The sequence below is a fragment of the Acidovorax sp. 99 genome, from assembly GCF_003096455.1.
Taxonomy (GTDB): Bacteria; Pseudomonadota; Gammaproteobacteria; order Burkholderiales; family Burkholderiaceae_C; genus Acidovorax; species Acidovorax delafieldii.
The window spans coordinates 4,315,774-4,336,006 of sequence record NZ_QEKU01000001.1; the positions used below are offsets into that span (position 1 = coordinate 4,315,774).

Here is a 20,233-nt window from a genome sequence, read left to right on the forward strand (position 1 = left end):
ATTTCACAGGAGATGACCCATGACGACCGAAGCCAAATGCCCCTTTGACCACACCAAGGCCGTGCCCACGGGCCCCCGCAATGCCGACTGGTGGCCCAACCAGCTCAATCTCCGCCCCCTGAACCAGAACTCCCCGCTCACCGACCCGATGGGAGACGGCTTCAATTACGCCGAAGAATTCAAGAGCCTCGACCTTGCTGCTGTGAAGGCCGACCTGCGCGCACTGATGACCGACTCGCAGGACTGGTGGCCCGCAGACTTTGGGCACTATGGACCGCTGTTTGTGCGCATGGCCTGGCACAGCGCGGGCACCTATCGTCTGGCAGACGGCCGTGGTGGCGCGGGAGCTGGGCAACAGCGTTTTGCGCCGCTCAATAGCTGGCCCGACAACGCCAACCTGGACAAGGCGCGCCGCCTGCTGTGGCCCGTCAAGCAGAAGTACGGCCGCAAGATCTCGTGGGCCGACCTGATGATCCTGACCGGCAATGTGGCACTCGAATCCATGGGCTTCAAGACCTTTGGCTTTGCCGGTGGCCGCCCTGACGTGTGGGAACCCGATGAAAACGTGTACTGGGGCGCTGAATCCACCTGGCTGGGCAGCGACAAGCGCTACAGCGGTGAGCGCGACCTGGCCAACCCGCTGGCTGCTGTGCAGATGGGCCTGATTTATGTGAACCCCGAAGGCCCGAACGGCAACCCCGACCCCATCGCCGCCGCGCGCGACATCCGCGACACCTTTGCGCGCATGGCGATGGACGATGAAGAGACCGTGGCATTGATTGCTGGCGGCCACACCTTTGGCAAGACCCACGGTGCTGGCGATGCCGCGCTGGTGGGCAAGGAACCCGAAGGTGCAGGCATCGAGGACCAGGGCCTGGGCTGGAAGAGCGGCCATGGCTCTGGCAAAGGCGGTGACACCATCACCAGTGGCCTGGAAGTTACCTGGACCACCACGCCCACGCAGTGGAGCAACAACTTCTTCGAAAACCTGTTCGGCTACGAGTGGGAGCTGACCAAGAGCCCGGCAGGCGCTCACCAGTGGACGGCCAAGGGGGCTGCAGCGACGATCCCGCACGCACACGACCCGTCGAAAAAGCTGGTGCCCACCATGCTCACCACCGACCTGTCGCTGCGCTTTGACCCGGCCTACGAAAAGATCTCGCGCCGCTTTTTGGCGAACCCCGAGCAGTTTGCCGATGCATTTGCGCGTGCCTGGTTCAAGCTCACGCACCGTGACATGGGGCCGCGTGCCCGCTATCTGGGGCCGGAGGTGCCCGCCGAAGTGCTGGTCTGGCAAGACCCTGTGCCTGCCGTGGACCATGCGCTGGTGAACGCGCAGGACATCGCTGCGCTCAAGGCCAAGGTGTTGGCATCGGGCTTGTCGATTTCGGAACTGGTATCCACGGCCTGGGCCTCTGCCTCCACGTTCCGGGGCGGCGACAAGCGGGGCGGCGCCAACGGCGCGCGCATCCGTCTGGCTCCACAAAAGGATTGGGCTGTGAACCAGCCTGCGCAACTGGCCAAGGTGCTGGGTCAGCTCGAAGCCATCCAGCGCGAGTTCAATGCGGCGCAGACGGGTGGCAAGAAGATCTCGCTGGCGGACCTGATCGTGCTGGCCGGTGGCGCTGCCGTGGAGGCTGCCGCAAAGCAGGCAGGGCAGGACGTGACCGTTCCCTTCACGCCTGGCCGCACGGATGCCTCGCAAGAGCAGACCGAGGTGCCGTCGTTCGAGGTGATGGAGCCTGTGGCCGATGGCTTTCGCAACTACGTGCGCCCTGGCCTGGAAGGCGCCGTGGCCGAGCTGCTGGTGGACCGCGCCAACCAGCTCACGCTGACGGCGCCCGAGATGACGGTGCTGGTGGGTGGACTGCGCGTGCTGGGTGCCAACGTGGGGCAGGCCACCCATGGTGTCTTCACGCAGCGCGTTGGTACCTTGAGCAATGACTTCTTCGTGAACCTGCTCGACATGCGCACCCAATGGCAGAAGTCGGCGGGTGCAGCGGGTGTGCTGGAAGGTGTGGACCGCAGCACAGGTGCCAGAAAATGGACCGGCACGGTGGCCGACCTGGTGTTTGGCTCCAACTCGGTGTTGCGTGCGCTGGCCGAGGTCTATGCCAGCAGCGATGCACAGGCAGTGTTTGTGCAGGACTTCGTCAAGGCTTGGACCAAGGTGATGAACCTGGACCGGTTTGACCTGACCTCAGGCGGTGCCAGCGCCTGATCAGTGAGGCCTTGCTCCCATGTCGTCAGGGGATGGCATGGGGCGAGCCGTTCACGAAGCCATGAAGCCCGGCGTGTGCAGTGCATGTGCCGGGCGTTCTGTTGTTTGCGCGGTGGAAGCCCTGCGTGCGCTCGCTACCATCGGGCCTTGATGTTTCAACCCTTCAAGGAGAGCCCGCGTGACACCAACCCCGACCAAAGACTACGAAAAAGGCCTGGCCACCCGCCGCGAGGTCATGGGTGACGATTTTGTGGACCGTGCGCTGGGCAACGCCACCTCTTTCACGCAGCCCATTCAGGAATACATCACGCGCAACGCGTGGGGCGATGTCTGGCAGCGGCCCGGGCTGGACCGCAAGACCCGCAGTCTCATCACGGTTTCCATGTTGATCGCGCTGGGCAAGCAGCATGAACTCAAGGGCCATGTGCGTGGCGCGCTGAACAATGGCGCTACTGCGGAGGAGTTGCAGGAAGTGCTGCTACACGCCAGCGTCTATTGCGGCCTGCCGACGGCGGTAGAGGCGTTTCGCACCGCCGCTGAAGTCATCGACGGCCCGGCCAAGTAGGCAATAAAAGGCGGTAGTGCTGTCCTTCGAGGGCAGGTTCAGCCGCCTGCCAGCAGCTTGTGCACCAGGTCGGCGGCGGTGGAGGCGTTGTACTTGCGCATGAGGCGTGCACGGTAAATTTCTACTGTGCGGTGGCTGATCTCCAGTGCCCGACCGATCTCCTTGGAGGTCAGGCCTTCCAGCAGGCGGGCGGCTACTTCGCGCTCACGGCCCGTCAGCTCCGCTTTCACGGCGCGCTGCGAACTCAGATCTTCGAAGCTCCAGATGCCGGACTCATGCGGGGCATCGCGGTTGAGTGCGCGGCCGGACACGTGGCACCAGAACACTTCGCCATTGGCGCGCTTCATGATGCGGTTGTCCGCATAGTGGCCCTTGGCGTTCAGGATGGGCTCCATGTGCGCCCCAAGCCGCTCATATTCGTCGGCGCTGGGATAGAGTATCTGGAACGACTGGCCGATCAGCACTTCGCGCGAGGCGCCGAACATTTCGCAGACATGGCGGTTGCAGTCCACCATGGTGCGGTTGCGCGAGAGCACCAGCCCCACAGGGGCCATGTCGAAAGCCAGTCGGTAATCAACGTCCATAGTGCTAATCTTTACGGAAAACTACTTATTTAAGTACGTAGTATCGTAGCGCATCCCATTCATAAGGAGATCGTGGTGAACAAGTTATTCCCCTCCGCAGCCGAGGCCCTGAAGGGCGTGGTTGCAGATGGCCAACTCATGGCTGTTGGCGGCTTTGGACTGTGTGGCATTCCTGAAGCCTTGATCGACGCGCTGCGCGATTCGGGCGTGAAGAACCTGACCGTGATCTCCAACAATGCGGGCGTGGACGGCTTTGGCCTGGGCAAGCTGCTGGAAACCCGCCAGATCAAGAAAATGATCTCGTCGTATGTGGGCGAGAACAAGGAGTTCGAGCGCCAGTACCTCGCTGGCGAGCTGGAGCTGGAGTTCACCCCCCAGGGTACGCTGGCCGAAAAGCTGCGTGCGGGCGGTGCGGGCATCCCGGCCTTTTTCACCAAGACCGGCGTGGGCACCATCGTGGCCGAGGGCAAGGAGCTGCGCGAATTTGACGGCGAAACCTATGTGATGGAGCGTTCGCTGGTGCCCGATGTGTCGCTGGTCAAGGCCTGGCGTGCCGACAAGTCGGGCAACCTGCAGTTCCGCCTCACGGCGCGCAACTTCAACCCCGCTGCGGCCACGGCCGGCAAGATCACCATCGTGGAGGTGGAAGAGGTGGTGGAAACCGGCGCCATTGCGCCCGACCAGATCCATCTGCCTGGCATCTATGTGCACCGCATCGTGCACAACGCCACGCCCGAGAAGCGCATTGAAAAGCGCACCATCACCGAAAAAGCGGGCGTCTGAGCCGCTGCCGCACAACCGTACAGAACAAGCTGGAGAAGTATCTATGTCGTGGAGTCAAGACCTAATGGCGGCCCGTGCCGCCCATGAACTCGAAGACGGCTTTTATGTGAACCTGGGCATTGGCATCCCCACGCTGGTGGCCAACTTTGTGCCTGCCGACAAAGAGGTGTGGCTGCAGTCCGAAAACGGCATGCTGGGCATCGGCCCGTTTCCCACCGAAGATGAAGTGGATGCCGACCTGATCAACGCCGGCAAGCAGACCGTGACCACCATCAAGGGCTCGTCCATCTTTGGCAGCGACCAGTCGTTTGCCATGATCCGTGGCGGCAAGATCAACCTGTCGATCCTGGGCGCCATGCAGGTCAGCGAAAAGGGCGACCTGGCCAACTGGATGATCCCCGGCAAGATGGTCAAGGGCATGGGTGGCGCGATGGACCTGGTGGCTGGCGTCAAGCGCGTGATCGTGCTCATGGAGCATGTGGCCCGCAAGAAGGATGGCACCGAAGACCTGAAGATCCTGCCTCAGTGCACGCTGCCCCTCACGGGCGTGGGTGTGGTGGATCGCATCATCACCGACCTGGCCGTCATGGACGTGACGCCCCAGGGCCTGAAGGTGGTGGAGCTGGCTCCCGGCGTCACTTTTGAGGCCCTGCAGGCCAAGACCGGCGTCAAGCTGATCCCATAAGCATTTGAGCCACCCCTGCAGTGGAGTGGCATCACAAAAAAGGCCGGGGCCCCTCACAGGGCCCCGGCCTTTTGCGTGGCAATTTTCACAAAGCCCTCATGCGGTCCGCATGGGGCCTTCGCAATTACATCGCGTTGCCGATTTCGCCCGAAGAGATCTGGCCGGTGCGCAGGGCTTCAGCAGCCTGGGCACGCACGGCAGCACGGTCAGCCGTGGACTTGTAGGTCACCACACGCGAACCAGCGGGTTCGATGGAGCGGGTCTGGGCCACGGTAGCAGCTTCGGCAGCCACTTCAGCACGGGTGCGGTTGGTTTCGAATTTGGTGGCGAACTGCGAAGCATCGGCTTCATCAGCTTGGGCACCAAAAGCGGCAAAAGCGGCGACAGCAGCAACGGACAGGAAACGCACAGACTTGTTCATGGTGAAACTCCGGAAAATTCTAAAAAGAGGACTTGGGTACTGAGAGATACGGCACAACCAGGGCGGCAGATTCAGCCGCCCCTGGTGAATCAGCCGCGCTCACCCGAAGAAATCTGGCCAGTGCGCACTGCTTCAGCAGCCTGGGCACGCACGGCAGCGCGGTCAGCCGTGGACTTGTAAGTCACCACACGCGAACCAGCGGGTTCGATCGAGCGGGTCTGGGCCACGGTGGCGGCTTCGGCAGCCACTTCAGCGCGGGTGCGGTTGGTTTCAAACTTGGTGGCGAACTGCGAAGCATCGGCTTCGTCAGCCTGGGCACCAAAAGAAGCGAAAGCGGCGACAGCGGCGATAGACAGGAAACGTGCGGTGTTGTTCATGATGGAAATCCTTGAAGTTAAAGAAGCGGCTCAAAAAACCGGAACAAAGCGCCAAAAACAAAGAAAGCTGCCTGGGACCGGGTTCGGTGAGTCGCCTTGCGGGTTCGGCTCATCGATGGGATGAACTGTACGCCGGTGGGGTGCAGAGAAAAACCACCGGGTCGCGAACTAACTGTTCCAGTATTGTGAACAATCAATGCGGAACTTTTCAGGGTTTACCCAAGCCTGACTGTCCGGGATCACCAAAAAGCATGCTATCGGCGACATTGTTGAATGAAAACCCTGACGCCTATTTGGGACAATGACATTGGGGTGATAGGGGGCTTTGTCACCCCGGCGAGCCCGGGCGGGTCCAGGTCTTGGTCATGGGAATCCAGACGTGTGATCTCTGCCATGCGGCAAAAAACGAGCACGGGTAGCAGCGCCTGCCACTTGATGTGCATCAAGATTGCATGTCTGTATCGCGTCACGCGAGTCAGTGCCCCGCAAGAGAACCCCCTATAGTGCGAAGTAACGATTTGTGTTGCTTGCATGACCGATATTCTTCTTTCAGCGGATGCCGAGGACGCTGACAGTCCCCATTACTTGCGTGCGCTAACCGACATGGCCGACCGGCGTACGGTGGTTGCAGGTGCTGCCATCTACACCGACAACGGCATCAAGCTGGTGGAGAAGGGCGCGCGCATCGACAGCCGCCTGTACGACCGCCTGGTGCAGCACAAGCTGCGCGAACCCATTGACCGCCATCTGTCCATCGAAAACCCGGTGGACGTGCCATCACTGCTGGCCCTGGGCCAGACGCTGATCGAGCAGGAAACCCTGCCCGCCATGCTGGCCGAGGCCCTGGGCTCAGGTGCCCGGTTGCTGGCGCCCCTGAGGTCCCTGCCGTTGCCTTCTGCCATGGCCTGCAAGCTCACGGTGATGCGGGACCAGCGGCCCACGCTGTTCCAGCACAGTCTGGTGATGACCACCGTGGCGGTGTTTCTGGCACTCAAAAGCGGGCTGAGTGAGCGCGACTGCAGCACGGTGGCGGCCGCTGCGCTGCTGCATGACCTGGGGGTGCTGCACATGGACCCGGCCTGGGACGACCCGGACCACAAGGTGGTGGGGGTAGGGCGCAAGCATCTGGTGGCCCATCCCATCTCGGCCATGCTCATGATCCGCGACACGCAGGCCTATCCACGTGCTGCCGAAGTGGCCGTGCTGGAGCACCATGAGCGCATGGACGGCAGCGGCTATCCGCGCGCCTTGCTGGGGGCGGACATCACACCCATGGGCCGCATCCTGCTACTGGCCGAAGTGGTGGCCGCCTTCTACGAGAAATACGACGACATGCCCGCGCAGCGGCTGTCGCTGGTACTGCGGCTCAATCACCGCAAGTTTCCTTCGGCACTGGTGGCGTTCATCCTGCCGCTGCTGCAGGAGGAAGTGGCCCGCGAATCGGCCTTGATGCCCCTGGGTAACGATGCGCCCCGCCAGATCGAATTGCTGGCCGAAGCCTTTGCCTACTGGGACCAGCTCAAGGCGGCCTTGCCTCCAGACACGGCGGCCAAGTCTTCTGCGGGTACTGCCTTTGCGTTTACCGATTCCCGCCTCATGGCATTGCAAAAAGCCCTGATCGAAGCGGGCTCGCACCCCCGGCACCAGGGCGAGCTGCTGGCGCAATTGCAAGGCGACGCCATTGGCATGGCCGAGGTCGCCCTGGTGGGGCGCGAGGCCCTGTGGCAACTGCAAAGCATTCTGAACGCCAGCCACCGCCGCTGGCCCCAGCTCTCGGACCGTGCCACGCCTGCTGATGCTGCGGTGGCGGACTGGTGCGACTGGGCGATGCGTACGCTGTAAGCAGACTTTCGGATTGACTCCGCCAGGGCGCGGGGTTTGCCTCTTCCACTGGGTACTCCGGCGCGCGGCGTTTGCTGGGCATCGCAACCCGAAGTGAAGGTCTCTCCCGCCACGCCACTCGTCGTTGCGTTCCTGGCCAAGGCTCCGGCCTTGGCGTCGTCGCGCGCCTGGATTGGCGTGGCGGGGGAGGCCTTCGCACTGGCAAAAATAGTGTGAACAAGCCCTTGCCTGCGTGGGCCTCCTCATACCGACGTCCTTGGTGGGTCTTCGCTTCCAGGTTCACCCATTCGGCAAAATACTGGTTATATTTACAGTATTCGTGTTGCCTCAACTTCTCCCACCACCATGCCTGCGCCACGCCCCTCTTTGCGGGTTGCGTCCGATTTGCCCATCCCCGTGCCTGGGGTGTGGCATGCCGACGCGCTGGGGGCCAGCGCGCAGCGCGTATTGCCTTCGGGCCATGCCGCGCTGGACGCCCAGCTGCCGGGTGGCGGCTGGCCTGTGGGGGCCCTGAGCGAGGTGCTGCAGCCTCTGGCGGGCTTGCATGAATGGCAACTGGTGCTGCCTGCGCTGGTGCAGGCCACGGCAAAACAAAGTGGGGCCATCGTGCTGGTGGCGCCGCCCTGTGAGCCTTTTGGCCCGGCCTTGCAATCGCAGGGCTTGCGCGCAGAGCGGGTGTGTGTGGTGCGCGCCGACTCCCCTCTGGCCGCCTTGTGGGCAGCCGAGCAGGCGCTGCGCTGCCAGGGCGTGCTGGCCGTCATGGCCTGGCTGCCCCAGGCGCAGCCTGCCGCCTTGCGGCGGTTGCAATTGGCGGCGGCCCAGCAGCAGCAATTGTTGTGGGTGTTTCGTCCGGTCGATGCCCCAGGGCCCGCATCACAGGTGTCTCAGGCGTCGCCGGCCCAATTGCGGCTGCAAGTGCAGGGGCTGGCTTTGCCAGGGGATGCCGCAGCAGCCCCCGGCATGCAGGTGCAGATCCTCAAGCGCCGAGGGCCTCCGCTGGCGCAGGCGCTCCAACTGCCGGGCTGCCACCCTCAACTGGCGCAGGTGCTGGTGGCACAGGCCGAGCGGCGCCGCGCTGCGCAAGAGGCTGCCATTTCCAAGGTGGCGGGGCGCCAGGCCGCAGCCGCCCATGTGGCCGGGGCCTTGGCGGGTTCGCTGGCGCGCCATGTGTCCCCAGTCCAGCCCGTAGGCGAGCCAGGAGGCCGACCCGGAGGCCGGCCAGAAGGGAGCAGGCATGCACTGGATCGCCCTGCCATTGCCCTGGTGCGATGAGGCCGCTGCCTTGGCGGGTACAGGCACGGATAGAAATACCGGAGTGCTGAACGCCGCCGCCGGCTGGTGGGCCTTGCGCTTCACGCCGCGTGTGGCGCTGGCCGATGGCGAGGCGGTGTTGCTGGAGGTGTCCACCACCGAACGCCTGTGGGGCGGGCGCGATGCGCTGCAGGCACTGGTGCTGCAAGCCTGGGCCGATGCGTCGGCCCGATGCGAAGGGGAGAGCGTTGTCCCTCCACCCGTTCGCAGCACTGAAGAGCCTGCCCATTCCTTTGGATCGACCACCGCCCCGGTGCCCCATGCGCCGACTGTGTGGGGCACAGGCCCCACCGCCCTGGTTGCCCAGGCCAGGCTGCGCATGGCATTGGCAGGGCGCATCTGCCCGCCGCAGGGCAGTGCAGAGAACCTGCCTTTGCACACGCTGACAGCACTGCGCCCCTATGTGGCCAGCCTGGAGCGCATGGGGTGCCGTACCTGGGGCGCGCTGCGGGCGCTGCCACGTGCCGGTGTGGCGCGGCGCCTGGGGGCTGGCGTGCTGCAGGTGCTGGACCAGGCCTTGGGCGATGCCCCCGAGGCCCATGCCTGGCTGCAACTGCCCGAGCAGTTTGTGTTGACCACCGAGCTGCCCGCCTTGGCCGCGTCGGCCGACGCACTGCTGTGGAGCGCCAGCCGCAGCCTGACGGCCCTGCAGGCCTGGCTGCAGGCGCGCCAGCAGGGCGTGCTGGCGCTGGAGCTGGCCTGGCGCCACGACCTGCGGCGCCTGGATGGCGTGGCGCTGCCCCCCACCCAGGCGCTGCAGGTGCGCACCGCCCAGGCCACCCACGACCTGGTGCACCTGCGGCGCCTGCTGGCCGAAAACCTGGCGCGCACCACGCTGGCCGCGCCGGTCAACCAGATCACGCTGCGGCTGCTCGACGCGGCCCCGTTGCCGCACCGCAGTGCCAGCCTGCTGCCCCCGGGGGAGGTGGGCGGGCGTGACCCCACAAGCCATGGCAGCACCGATCCGGCCGGTACCCCCGGCGAGGCCCTGCACCAGCTGCTGGAACGCCTGTCGGCCCGCCTGGGGGCCGACCACGTGGTGGCCCCGGTGCTGCTGGCCGACCATCGGCCCGAACGCATGCAGCAATGGCGACCGGCCGCTGAAGTGCTGGGCATGCCCTCGGCTGCGACGCGCAATGCAGCCACGCGCACACCCACCGGTCCTGAGTCCACGCGTGCGGACGGTGCTTCGCAGGGCATTGTTCCGGATGCCCCCTTGCTGCCCACCTGGCTGCTGAACCCGCCCCGGCAGCTGGCCGTGCAGGGCAACCGCCCCTGCCACCACGGCCTGTTGCGCTTGCTGGCCGGGCCCCACCGGTTGGAGGCGGGCTGGTGGTCTGCCATGGATGACGCTGTAGACCCAGCACGCCCCTGCGCAGACCTGGCCTTGCGCGACTACTTTGTGGCCCACAACGACGTGGCGGGGTTGGTGTGGGTGTTTCGCGAGCGCCTGGCGCCTGCGCTGGATGGCACGCCAGCGGTGGCTCGCCCACACCGCTGGTTCTTGCACGGAATCTTTGGGTGAGCGGGCAGGGTGGTTGTCCATGGGTTTGACGCGCCGACATCCTTCACAGGCCACTGCGGTGCCAGGCCCCGCAGCGGGCGCGGGCGAGCTGCCGGGCTATGCCGAGCTGCATTGCCTGTCCAACTTCAGCTTTCAGCGCGGCGCATCGCATCCGCAAGAGCTGGTGGCGCGTGCAGCCCAACTCGGCTACCAGGCGCTGGCGTTGACCGACGAATGTTCTGTGGCCGGGGTGGTGCGCGCCTGGGGGGCGGCGAAGGAATGTGGCATGCACCTCATCACGGGCAGCGAGTTCTTGTGGGGCGACCTGCGACTGGTGGCCCTGGCACGCGATGCCGAGGGCTGGGGCAACCTGTGCGAGTTCATCACCGCCGCCCGGGCCGCCGCGCCCAAGGGGCAATACCGAGTGGCAGCAGGCAGCCCCTGGCACTTGCTGCAGGGGTGCGAGCTGCTACTGGCACCTTGTCGTCAGCGCTTTGATGCTTCTGATTTTGTAGCGCTCAGCGCATGTATCACTAGCGCTACCAGCCAATTGGGCTCTCAAAATGCTCCACAAGTGTGGCTGGCGGTCGAATTGCACCAGGCGGCCGATGACAGCCTGTGGCTGGCCACGCTGCAGCGCGTGGGGGCCGCGCTGCAGCTGCCGCTGGTGGCGGCGGGCGACGTGCACATGCACGCCCGCTCGCGCAAGCCGCTGCAGGATGTGATCACCGCCGTGAAGCGCGGCTGCACCGTGGCCGAGTGCGGCTTTGCGCTGCAGCCTAACGCCGAGCGCCACCTGCGCCAGCGCGTGCGGCTGGCGGGCATCTACCCGCCCGAATTGCTGGCGGCCACGCTCACCGTGGCCGGGCGCTGCGCTTTCAGCCTGAGTGAGATCCAGTACCGCTACCCACTGGAGACCGTGCCCGAGGGCATGACACCTGCCCAGGCACTGGCCTGGCTGGTAGAGCTGGGGGTGCGAAGCCATTACCCGCTGGGCGCGCCCGAGAGCGTGCAGGCGCAGATCCGCAAAGAGCTCGATCTGATCGCGCACTGCGGGTATGAGATGTATTTCCTGACCGTGCACGACATCGTGCGGTTTGCGCGCAGCGTGGGCATCCTGTGCCAGGGCCGGGGCTCGGCGGCGAACTCGGTGGTCTGCTACGTGCTGGGCATCACGGCGGTGGCCCCCGAGCAGTCCCACCTGCTGTTCGAGCGCTTCATCAGCAAGGAGCGCAGCGAGCCGCCCGACATCGACGTGGACTTTGAACACGACCGGCGCGAAGAGGTCATCCAGTACATCTACGACAAATACGGCCGCGACCGCGCCGCCATCGCCGCCGTGGTCACCTGCTACCGCACGCGCAGTGCCCTGCGCGACGTGGGCAAGGCCCTGGGCGTGGCGCCCGCCCTGGTCGATGCGTTTGCCAAAGACCACCACTGGTTTGACGAAACCTTTGCCACCGACCGCCTGCAGGAGCTGGCCCAGGCGGTTGGCGTGTCGCTGCACCGGCACACCGCCCGGCTGTGGTTGGAGCTGGCTGCCGACCTGAAGGACTTTCCGCGCCACCTGAGCCAGCATGTGGGCGGCTTTGTGCTGACCCAGGGCAAGCTCACGCGGCTGGTGCCGGTGGAGCCCGCCAGCATGAAGGACCGCTCCGTCATCCAGTGGGACAAGGACGACCTGGATGACATGGGCCTGCTCAAGGTCGATGTGCTGGCCCTGGGCATGCTCAGCGCGCTGCGCCGCTGCCTCAACCTGCGCGCAGCCCTGCGCGGCGAGCACTGGGGTCTCAAGGAAATCCCGCGCGAAGACCCTGCCACCTACGACATGATCTGCGCCGCCGACACCGTGGGCGTGTTCCAGATCGAAAGCCGCGCCCAGATGAGCATGCTGCCCCGCCTGCAGCCGCGCGAGTTCTACGACTTGGTGGTCGAGGTCGCCATCGTGCGCCCCGGTCCCATCCAGGGGGGCATGGTGCACCCGTATCTGCAGGCGCGCGAGCGCCGGCGCAAGGGCGAGTCTCTGCAACTCGAAAAGCCGGAGCTGGAGGACGCCCTGGCGCGCACACTGGGCGTGCCCATCTTCCAGGAGCAGGTGATGCAGATCGCCATGATCGCGGCGGGCTTCACCCCCGGCATGGCCGACGACCTGCGCCGCTCCATGGCCGCCTGGAAGCGCAAGGGGGGCGTGCATCGCTTTGAAGAGCCTCTCAAACAAGGCATGAAAGACAGGGACTACCCCGCCGAATTTGCCGACCGCATCTTCCAGCAGATGCTGGGCTTTGGCGAATACGGCTTTCCTGAAAGCCACGCCCACAGCTTTGCGCTGCTGGCCTATGCCAGCAGCTGGCTCAAGTGCCACGAGCCCGCGTGCTTTTTGGCGGCGCTGCTCAACTCTTTGCCCATGGGCTTTTACAGCGCCTCGCAACTGGTGCAGGACGCCCGCCGCCACGGCGTGCGCGTGCTGCCCATCGACGTGACCGTGAGCGACATCGACTGCACGCTGGAGGGCAACCCCGAGCCGCTGCGCCCCGCACGCGGCCTGGGCGCACCGCCGCTGCCCCAGCCCGCCGTGCGCCTGGGCCTTCGGATGGTCAGCAGCCTGCACACAGACGCCGCCAAACGCCTGCTGCACGCCCGCGCCACAGGCCCCGCCTTTGCCACCACCGAAGACCTGGCCCTGCGTGCCCAACTGAGCCAGCAAGACCTGCAAGCCCTGGCAGCCGCCGATGCCCTGGCCAGCCTGTCGGGCCACCGGCGCCAGCAGATGTGGGACGCCGCCGCCCAGCACAGCGCGCCGCCCCTGTGGCGCGACGTGCCCGTGCACGAGGCCCCGCTGCAACTGCCCGAGGCGCCCGAGGGCGAAGAAATCCTGTTCGACTACGCCGCCACCGGCCTCACGTTGCGCCGCCACCCCCTGGCCCTGCTGCGCCCCCGCCTGGCCCGCTGGCGCCTGCAAACCGCTTTGCAATTGCACCGCGTCGCCCACGGCCGCAAGGTGCGCGCCTGCGGCATCGTGACCGTGCGCCAGCGCCCCGGCACCGCCAAGGGCACCATGTTCGTCACGCTGGAGGACGAAACCGGCCCCGTCAACGTCATCGTCTGGCCCGCCCTGGTCGATGTGTGGCGCAATGCGCTGCTGCGGTCACAGCTGCTGGCGGTGGAAGGGGTGTGGCAATGCAGCGCCGGCCCACCCGGCAGCACGGCAGTGGTGCGCCACCTGGTGGCCCAGCGCTTCAAGGACCTGACACCCCTACTGGGCCGCATGGGGCAGGCGCTGCAGGGGAGCCGGGATTTTCATTGAGTGCGTGCAGATGAGCTCCAGCCCGTTTCTCCGGGCGCCTGCTTGCCATTCCTGGGAGATGGCCAACGGTTCCTAGGGGTGGAGCCTTTCGCCATTGCTCAGCATCTGAACAAATTCAGCGATTTTTCTTGCGCGTGTCTCGGCCTTCTTGACGCTTTGAATGCGAAACAAGATGGCAAACCTGTTTTTGCTATTGAGCGTGGCAAAAAACGCCTGGGCTTGGGGGTTGGCATCCAGGGCCCGTTGCAAGTCGTCGGGGACTGTAGACGTGCGCGCTGACGCGTAAGCCGCATCCCATCGTCCGTCCTGCTGGGCCCGTTCGATGGCGGCCAGGCCGGCTGGCCGCATTTTGCGGGCACTGATGAGCGCCTCGGCTTTTTCCCTGTTGATCTTGGACCAGATGCTCTTGGGGGTTCTGGGTGTAAAGCGTTGAAGCCAATAGTGCTGGTCTTCCGACTGCTTTTGGCCGTCAATCCAACCGTGGCAAAGAGCACTCTCCAGTGCTTGTGCGTAGGTGACGGTGGGCTGCTCGGCAGACTTCTTGGCCACGCGCAGCCACACGCCGGGCGAGGTACTGCCATGACTCTCCAGCCAGGCATCCCACTCCGATTGCGTCGCGAAGGTCAGTTTGGGATCGGTCATGGTGCGTTGACAAAAATCCTAACGGATGAAAAGCATTTCCCCATACCCAGTGGCTGCAGCGCATGGCACCCCGGGGCTACGTTGGTGAGGGCGACTCCTCATCAGCACACCCGCTTGGTGAACAGGGCCGCGCATCTGTGTTCCGGGCTACCAGCATTCAGGGCGCCTGCAGCTTTTGCAGCAGCTCCAGCGTCGGATAACCGTCGGCCACCGTGCCCAGGCTGCGCTGGTAGCCGCGCAGGCCTGCGCGGGTGGCGGGGCCCATCACGCCGTCGGGGGTGCCTGCGGCAAAGCCTTTGCGGTTCAGGGCTTCTTGCAGCGTTTGCAACTGTGCACGCGACAGCGGCTCGATGTCGCGGGGCCACGGCGTGGCCACCGGGCCGCCGCCGTCGATCTGGCGCGCGAGCAGGGCCACGCCCAGCGCGTAGTTGACCGAGTTGTTGTAGCGCAGGATGGTGCGAAAGTTGTTGCCCACCAGAAACGCCGGGCCCCGTGCACCCGCAGGGGTGACGATGGAGGCCCCGGCCAGGTCGGGCAACGGCGCCCCGTCGATGGACCGGACCCCTTCGGACTCCCACTGGGCTGTGGTCTGGCGCACGGCGGGGTCGGCGCGGGCGTGGTCGAACGTGGGGGGCAACTGCACTTCGGCCCCCCAAGGCTCGCCAGATTTCCAGCCGGACCGTGCAAGGAAATGCGCGGTGGACGCCGTCACATCCGGCACGCTGCCCCAGATGTCGCGGTGCCCGTCGCCGTCGGCATCCACAGCGTAGGCCAGGAACACCGATGGCAGGAACTGGGTGTGCCCCATGGCCCCGGCCCACGATCCGATCATGCGGTCGGCGGCGATGTCGCCCTGGTCAATGATGCGCAGCGCTGCCAGCAGCTCGGTCTGCGCCCAGGCGCGGCGGCGGCCTTCATACGCCAGGGTGGCCAGTGCATCCACCGTGCGGAAGGTGCCAAAGTTGCTGCCGTAGTTGCTCTCCATGCCCCAGATGGCGGTGATGACGCTGGCCGGCACGCCGTAGCGGGCGGCTGCCGCTTGCAGTGCGGTGCTGTGCGCCGCCAATTGCGCTTGGCCCTGGGCGATGCGCTGGGGGGAGACGGCGCTGTCGAGGTACGCCCATGGGGTGCGGGTGAACTCTGGCTGGGCGCGGTCCAGCTCGACCACGCGGGGCAGCCACTGCGCCTTGCCCAGCACGTCGCGCACGGTGGCGGGGCGAATGCCGGCCTCCAGCGCCTGGGCCGAAAAGGTGCTCAGCCATTGGGCAAAGCCGGTCGTGTGGTCGGTATCGGGGCTGGCCTGCGGCGGTGTGGCGGCTGTGGTGGGTGAAGCTGTGGGCGGTGTGGCCGCAGCCACAGGTTTTGCTGCGGGGGTGGGGGTGGGGCTGGGGGCTGACGCGCAGCCCGCGAGGGCGAGGGCGGCTGCCAGGGCCACTCCGGCAACGCCTGTGGGGGCGTGGGCACGGGAGGCCGCGACCGGCAGGGCGGGGGCGCGCCCCAGGGAGCAAGGGGAAGCAATGAAACTGGGCATGCGCCATTGTCCCGCGTGCCAGCCTGCGTGCGGGGTGCGAATGTGCATCAGTCCGTATGGTGAATATGCTTACTATGTTTTTGATAGCTGCTTGCGCATGTTCCACTAGCGCTTGCGGCCAAAAACACTGAAAAATGCGGTTACAGTGGCGGCTTGATCGCCTTGCGCCCCGCCCGCCGTGCGCGAGCCTCCGCCTGCAGCCCCCTGTTAGCCTACCGACCATGGCGCCCCACACCTTTCTCTGGCACGACTACGAAACCTTTGGCGCCAACACGCGCCGCGACCGGCCTGCGCAGTTCGCGGCCATCCGCACCGATGCCGAGCTGAACGAAATCGGCGAGCCGCTGATGCTGTACTGTCAGCCCGCCAGCGACTATCTGCCCGACCCGGTGTCGTGCCTCATCACCGGCATCACGCCCCAGCAGTGCCTGGAGCAGGGCGTGCCCGAGCACCAGTTTGCCGCGCGCATCGAGTCCGAGTTTGCGCAGCCCGGCACGATTGGCGTGGGCTACAACACCATCCGGTTTGACGACGAGATCACGCGCTTCATGTTCTGGCGCAACCTCATCGACCCCTATGCGCGCGAGTGGCAAAACCAGTGCGGCCGCTGGGACCTGCTGGACGTGGTGCGCATGACCTATGCGCTGCGGCCCGACGGCATCACCTGGCCCAAGAAGGAAGACGGCGTGACGCCCAGCTTCAAGCTGGAGCACCTGTCCAAGGCCAACGGTCTGCAGCACGATGCCGCGCACGATGCGCTGTCGGACGTGCGCGCCACCATTGCGCTGGCACGGCTGATCCGCCAGCACAACACCAAGCTGTTCGACTTTGCCCTCAGCCTGCACAAGAAGGACCGCGTGGCCGCCGAGCTGCGCCTGCCCGCCACCACGGCCACGGCGCGGGCTTTTTTGCATGTCTCGGGCATGTTCCCCACCGAGCGCGGCTGCCTGGCTGTGATGTGGCCGCTGGCCAGCCACCCCACCAACAAGAACGAGCTGATCGCCTGGGACCTGGCCCACGACCCACGCGAGCTGGCCACGCTGAATGTGGAGGACCTCCGCCTGCGCATGTTCAGCAAGGCCGACGCGCTGCCCGAGGGCGTCACGCGCCTGCCCATCAAGACCATCCACCTGAACAAGTCGCCCATGGTGGTGGGCAATGTGAACACGCTCACGCCCGCGCTGGCGCAGCGCTGGGGCATCGACCTGGCCCAAGCCGCACAGCACGCCGAGGTGGCGCGCGCGCTGCCCGACATGAGCGGCATCTGGCCGGCGGTGTTTGCCCGCCCGCAAGAGCCGGCACCGGATGTGGACCAGGACCTGTACGGCGGTTTTGTGGGCAACAACGACCGGCGCCTGTTGAACGATCTGCGCACCCTGAGCGGCGACCGACTGGCCAAGGCGCGTGCGAACTTTGATGACCCGCGGCTGGCCGAACTGCTGTGGCGCTACCGGGCGCGCAACTTTCCGCAGACGCTGTCGCCCGAGGAGCAGGAACGCTGGGAGGCGCACCGCGCCGCCTGCCTGTTTGACGGGCAGGGCGGGGCGCGCACGGTAGAGCAGTTGTTCACCGAAATCGACGAACTCTCGGAGACCGCCGACGACGAGCGGACGCAGGACATTCTGGGCGCCTTGTACGATTACGCTGAACACATCGCACCGGAGCGATGACTCCCCCTCAGGCGCTGCGCGCCTTCCCCCGGAGGGGGACGCACCCGGTGGCCTGGCAAAGCCAGTTCCACGGGTGCACTGGCATCAGGGCGCGCCAGTAGTGATCGCCCCGTCTTGTAAGTAGCCACGCAGAAACAGCGCAGATTTTTATGACGACACCGCAGAACCACAGTTTCACCACCCAGATCGTGCACGCCGACCGCCTGGGCGGCGCCGAGCACGGGGCCATCCACAAGCCCATTCACACCTCGGTGCAGTACGGCTACGAGAAGGTCGAGGACCTGATCGCCGTCTTCCAGGGCACCGCCAAGGGCGGCTTCAACTACGCGCGCCAGGGCACGCCCACCACGGCGGCGCTGGAGGCCAAGATCACGCAGATGGAGCGCGGGCACGGCTCCATCGTGTTCTCCACCGGCATGGCGGGCATCTGCGCGGTGTTCCTCACGCTGCTCAAGGCGGGCGACCATCTGTTGGCCAGCCAGTTCGTGTTTGGCAACACCAACAGCGTGTTCGGCACGTTGGCCGACCTGGGCATTGAAGTGACCACGGTGGACGTGACCGACGCGGCCAAGGTGGCTGCCGCGCTGCGCCCCAACACCCGCATGGTGTTTGTAGAAACCATTGCCAACCCCGGCACGCAGATCCCCGACCTGGAGGGCATCGGCGCGCTGTGCAAGGCGCATGGTGCGCTCTACGTGGTGGACAACACCGTGGCATCGCCCTACCTGTTCCGCGCGGCCACGGTGGGCGCGGGGCTGGTGGTCAACTCGCTCACCAAGAGCATTGGCGGGCAGGGCGATGCGCTGGGCGGCGCCATCACCGACACGGGCCTGTACGACTGGTCGGGCTACCCCAACATCTTTGCGGCCTACCGCAAGGGCGACGCGAAAGGCTGGGGCCTGCAGCAGCTGCGCAAAAAGGGCCTGCGCGACATGGGCGGCACGCTGTCGTCCCACGCCGCCCACCAGCTGGCCCTGGGCGCGGAGACTTTGTCGCTGCGCATGGACCGCACCAGTGCCACCGCCCTGGCGCTGGCGCAGCGGCTGGAGGCGCACCCGGCCGTCTCGCGCGTGCTGTACCCCATGCTGCCCTCGCACCCGCAGCACGCCTTTGCGCGCAAGCACCTCAAGGCGGGCTCGTGGCTGCTGTCGTTCGAGCTGCGCAACCCCGACCAGTGCCTGGCCGTGTGCAACCGCCTGCAGTTGCCCATCAAGGCCACGGGGCTGGCTGACACGCGCACGCTGATCATCCCGGTGGCGCACACCATCTTCTGGGAGGCCGGCCCCGCCGTGCGCGCCACCATGGGCATTGCCGACAGCATGATCCGCCTGTCGGTGGGCCTGGAAGAGGTGGAAGACCTGCTGGCCGACTTTGAGCAGGCGCTGGCCGGAGCCTGACCCCCCACCTGACTTGCCCACCCTGACCGGGAGCCCCGCCATGGCCACTGCCACCTCTGCACCGCCCGCCAACATCGGCAAGTACCGCATCGAGCGTGAACTGGGGCGGGGCGCCAGTGGCATCGTGTACCTGGGGCTCGACGGCTTCCGAGGCCGCAAGGTGGCCATCAAGCAGACCCACGCGCACTTGCTGAAGGTGCCCGAGCAGGCCGAGCGCTACCGCAAGCTGCTGCGCAACGAGGCCGCGCTGTCGGGCCGCCTGCGCCACCCCAACATCGTGCGCCTGCTGGATGCGGACGAAGAAGCGCTGCCGCCCTATCTGGTGCTCGAATACGTGGACGGCCAGCCGCTGTCCGACTTTGCAACGCCCGACACCCTGCTGCCCGTGCCCCAGGTGCTGGACATTGCCTTCAAGTGCTGCAACGCGCTCGAATACGCCTACCGCGAGGGCTTGGTGCACCGCGACATCAAGCCCGCCAACCTGATGCTGGCGCGCGGCGGCGATGTGAAGCTGACCGACTTTGGCGCCGCCCTGTCGTTGCGCAGCGATGCCACGCAGCTGTCCGGGCTGGTGGGGTCGCCGTCGTACATGTCGCCCGAACAGGTGCGCGAGCAGGACCTTACCCACCACAGCGACATGTTTTCGCTGGCCGTGGTGGTGTACGAGCTGCTCACCGGCCGCCGCCCGTTTGATGGCGACACCGACTTCGCCACGCTCTACAAGATCAGCAACGAGACGCCCACCCGGCCCAGCCTGCTGCGGGCGTCGTTGCCTGCGCATGTGGACGAGGTGCTGCTGCGTGCGCTGGCCAAGCAGCCCGCCGACCGCTTTGCCACCTGGGCCGACTTTGCCCAGGCGCTGCTGGCGGCGCATCGGGGCCTGCCCCGCCAGAAGTCGCAAGACACCGAGGCCGAGCGCTTTGCACGCCTGCGTGCGCTGCCGTTTTTTGCCGACTTTCACGACGTGGCGCTGTGGGAGCTGATGCGCCTGGGCAGCTGGCGCCGGCTAGAGCAGGGCACGGTGCTGATGCGCGAGAACACGCCCGGCGACTCGTTCTGCATCCTCATCGAAGGCCAGGTGGCCGTCAGCCGCCAGGGCTGGAACCTCAGCACGCTGCGCCCCGGCGTGACCTTGGGCGAGATGACCTACCTGCGTCCCGACAACCGCATCCGCACCGCCACTGCCGTGGCCGAGACCGAGGTGCTGGTGCTCAAGGTGCGCAACCCCGCGCTGCGCGAGGCGTCGGAGGATTTGCAGTCGCGCTTTGACAAGGCCTTCATCAAGCTGCTGGTCGGGCGGCTGATTGCCACCAACGAGCAGCTGGCTGAGTGGGAACTGGTGGCTGCGCCAGGGCCCGCTGGCGGTTGACTCTCAGATTGCTATTTAATTGATAGC

The 20,233-nt window shown here is 66.0% G+C and carries 17 protein-coding genes; 12 read left to right on the forward strand and 5 right to left on the reverse strand.

Annotated elements, in window-relative coordinates; all coding sequences use genetic code 11:
* The first annotated feature begins 19 nt into the window (after nt 1-19).
* Nucleotides 20-2,221: a catalase/peroxidase HPI gene (gene katG, locus C8C95_RS19885; protein ID WP_116749707.1), complete on the forward strand. Its 2,202-nt coding sequence runs from the start codon at nt 20-22 to the stop codon at nt 2,219-2,221.
* A 178-nt stretch (nt 2,222-2,399) separates the two neighbouring features.
* Nucleotides 2,400-2,786 (forward strand): 4-carboxymuconolactone decarboxylase, encoded by a 387-nt coding sequence (gene pcaC / locus C8C95_RS19890; protein WP_082522567.1) that lies wholly within the window; start codon nt 2,400-2,402, stop codon nt 2,784-2,786.
* A 38-nt stretch (nt 2,787-2,824) separates the two neighbouring features.
* Here the strand turns inward: pcaC and C8C95_RS19895 are convergent, their stop codons facing one another.
* The gene (locus tag C8C95_RS19895; RefSeq protein WP_056067748.1) at nt 2,825-3,370 is read right to left on the reverse strand and encodes a PAS and helix-turn-helix domain-containing protein; all 546 of its coding nucleotides are present in this window, start codon (nt 3,368-3,370) and stop codon (nt 2,825-2,827) included.
* 75 nt (nt 3,371-3,445) lie between these two features.
* On the opposite strand from C8C95_RS19895, the gene C8C95_RS19900 reads away from it, so the two are divergent.
* Both C8C95_RS19900 and C8C95_RS19905 read left to right on the forward strand, forming a co-directional pair.
* Nucleotides 3,446-4,153, forward strand: a complete 708-nt coding sequence (locus tag C8C95_RS19900; RefSeq protein ID WP_056067750.1) for a CoA transferase subunit A — start codon at nt 3,446-3,448, stop codon at nt 4,151-4,153.
* 43 nt (nt 4,154-4,196) lie between these two features.
* A complete protein-coding gene (locus C8C95_RS19905) occupies nt 4,197-4,838 on the forward strand; it encodes a CoA transferase subunit B (protein ID WP_116749708.1) in 642 nt (213 codons plus the stop codon).
* A 124-nt stretch (nt 4,839-4,962) separates the two neighbouring features.
* Here the strand turns inward: C8C95_RS19905 and C8C95_RS19910 are convergent, their stop codons facing one another.
* The gene (locus C8C95_RS19910; protein ID WP_116749709.1) at nt 4,963-5,259 is read right to left on the reverse strand and encodes a DUF4148 domain-containing protein; all 297 of its coding nucleotides are present in this window, start codon (nt 5,257-5,259) and stop codon (nt 4,963-4,965) included.
* A gap of 89 nt (nt 5,260-5,348) precedes the next feature.
* The gene (locus C8C95_RS19915) at nt 5,349-5,636 is read right to left on the reverse strand and encodes a hypothetical protein (RefSeq protein ID WP_056746105.1); all 288 of its coding nucleotides are present in this window, start codon (nt 5,634-5,636) and stop codon (nt 5,349-5,351) included.
* A 531-nt stretch (nt 5,637-6,167) separates the two neighbouring features.
* On the opposite strand from C8C95_RS19915, the gene C8C95_RS19925 reads away from it, so the two are divergent.
* The 5 genes from C8C95_RS19925 (at nt 6,168) to C8C95_RS19940 (ending at nt 13,597) form a co-directional block, all read left to right on the forward strand.
* Nucleotides 6,168-7,478 carry an HD domain-containing phosphohydrolase gene (locus C8C95_RS19925; protein WP_116749711.1) on the forward strand — a complete coding sequence of 437 codons (1,311 nt, stop codon included), beginning with the start codon at nt 6,168-6,170 and terminating at the stop codon, nt 7,476-7,478.
* Between the two features lie 93 nt (nt 7,479-7,571).
* Complete coding sequence (locus tag C8C95_RS24025) at nt 7,572-7,694, forward strand: hypothetical protein (protein WP_279323248.1); 123 nt, start codon at nt 7,572-7,574, stop codon at nt 7,692-7,694.
* A 129-nt stretch (nt 7,695-7,823) separates the two neighbouring features.
* Complete coding sequence (gene imuA / locus C8C95_RS19930; protein ID WP_116749712.1) at nt 7,824-8,750, forward strand: translesion DNA synthesis-associated protein ImuA; 927 nt, start codon at nt 7,824-7,826, stop codon at nt 8,748-8,750.
* On the forward strand, nt 8,713-10,314 hold the full coding sequence (locus C8C95_RS19935; protein ID WP_116749713.1) for a DNA polymerase Y family protein: 1,602 nt from the start codon (nt 8,713-8,715) through the stop codon (nt 10,312-10,314). Before imuA ends, C8C95_RS19935 begins: the two co-directional genes overlap by 38 nt.
* Nucleotides 10,315-10,333: 19 nt before the next feature.
* The gene (locus tag C8C95_RS19940; RefSeq protein WP_116749714.1) at nt 10,334-13,597 is read left to right on the forward strand and encodes an error-prone DNA polymerase; all 3,264 of its coding nucleotides are present in this window, start codon (nt 10,334-10,336) and stop codon (nt 13,595-13,597) included.
* Nucleotides 13,598-13,669: 72 nt separating this feature from the next.
* Here C8C95_RS19940 and C8C95_RS19945 read toward each other — a convergent pair whose 3' ends face one another.
* Together C8C95_RS19945 and C8C95_RS19950 are read right to left on the reverse strand one after the other, a co-directional pair.
* Nucleotides 13,670-14,239, reverse strand: a complete 570-nt coding sequence (locus C8C95_RS19945) for a YdeI/OmpD-associated family protein (protein WP_116749715.1) — start codon at nt 14,237-14,239, stop codon at nt 13,670-13,672.
* 157 nt (nt 14,240-14,396) lie between these two features.
* Complete coding sequence (locus tag C8C95_RS19950) at nt 14,397-15,818, reverse strand: lytic murein transglycosylase (protein WP_243415731.1); 1,422 nt, start codon at nt 15,816-15,818, stop codon at nt 14,397-14,399.
* A gap of 173 nt (nt 15,819-15,991) precedes the next feature.
* Here C8C95_RS19950 and sbcB point away from each other — a divergent pair, with 173 nt between their 5' ends.
* The 3 genes from sbcB (at nt 15,992) to C8C95_RS19965 (ending at nt 20,206) form a co-directional block, all read left to right on the forward strand.
* Entirely contained in the window at nt 15,992-17,440 is a 1,449-nt protein-coding gene (gene sbcB, locus C8C95_RS19955) for an exodeoxyribonuclease I (protein WP_116749717.1), read from the forward strand.
* A 149-nt stretch (nt 17,441-17,589) separates the two neighbouring features.
* The gene (locus C8C95_RS19960; RefSeq protein WP_116749718.1) at nt 17,590-18,837 is read left to right on the forward strand and encodes a cystathionine gamma-synthase family protein; all 1,248 of its coding nucleotides are present in this window, start codon (nt 17,590-17,592) and stop codon (nt 18,835-18,837) included.
* Between the two features lie 40 nt (nt 18,838-18,877).
* Nucleotides 18,878-20,206 (forward strand): protein kinase, encoded by a 1,329-nt coding sequence (locus C8C95_RS19965; protein WP_116750379.1) that lies wholly within the window; start codon nt 18,878-18,880, stop codon nt 20,204-20,206.
* The last annotated feature ends 27 nt before the right edge of the window (nt 20,207-20,233 follow it).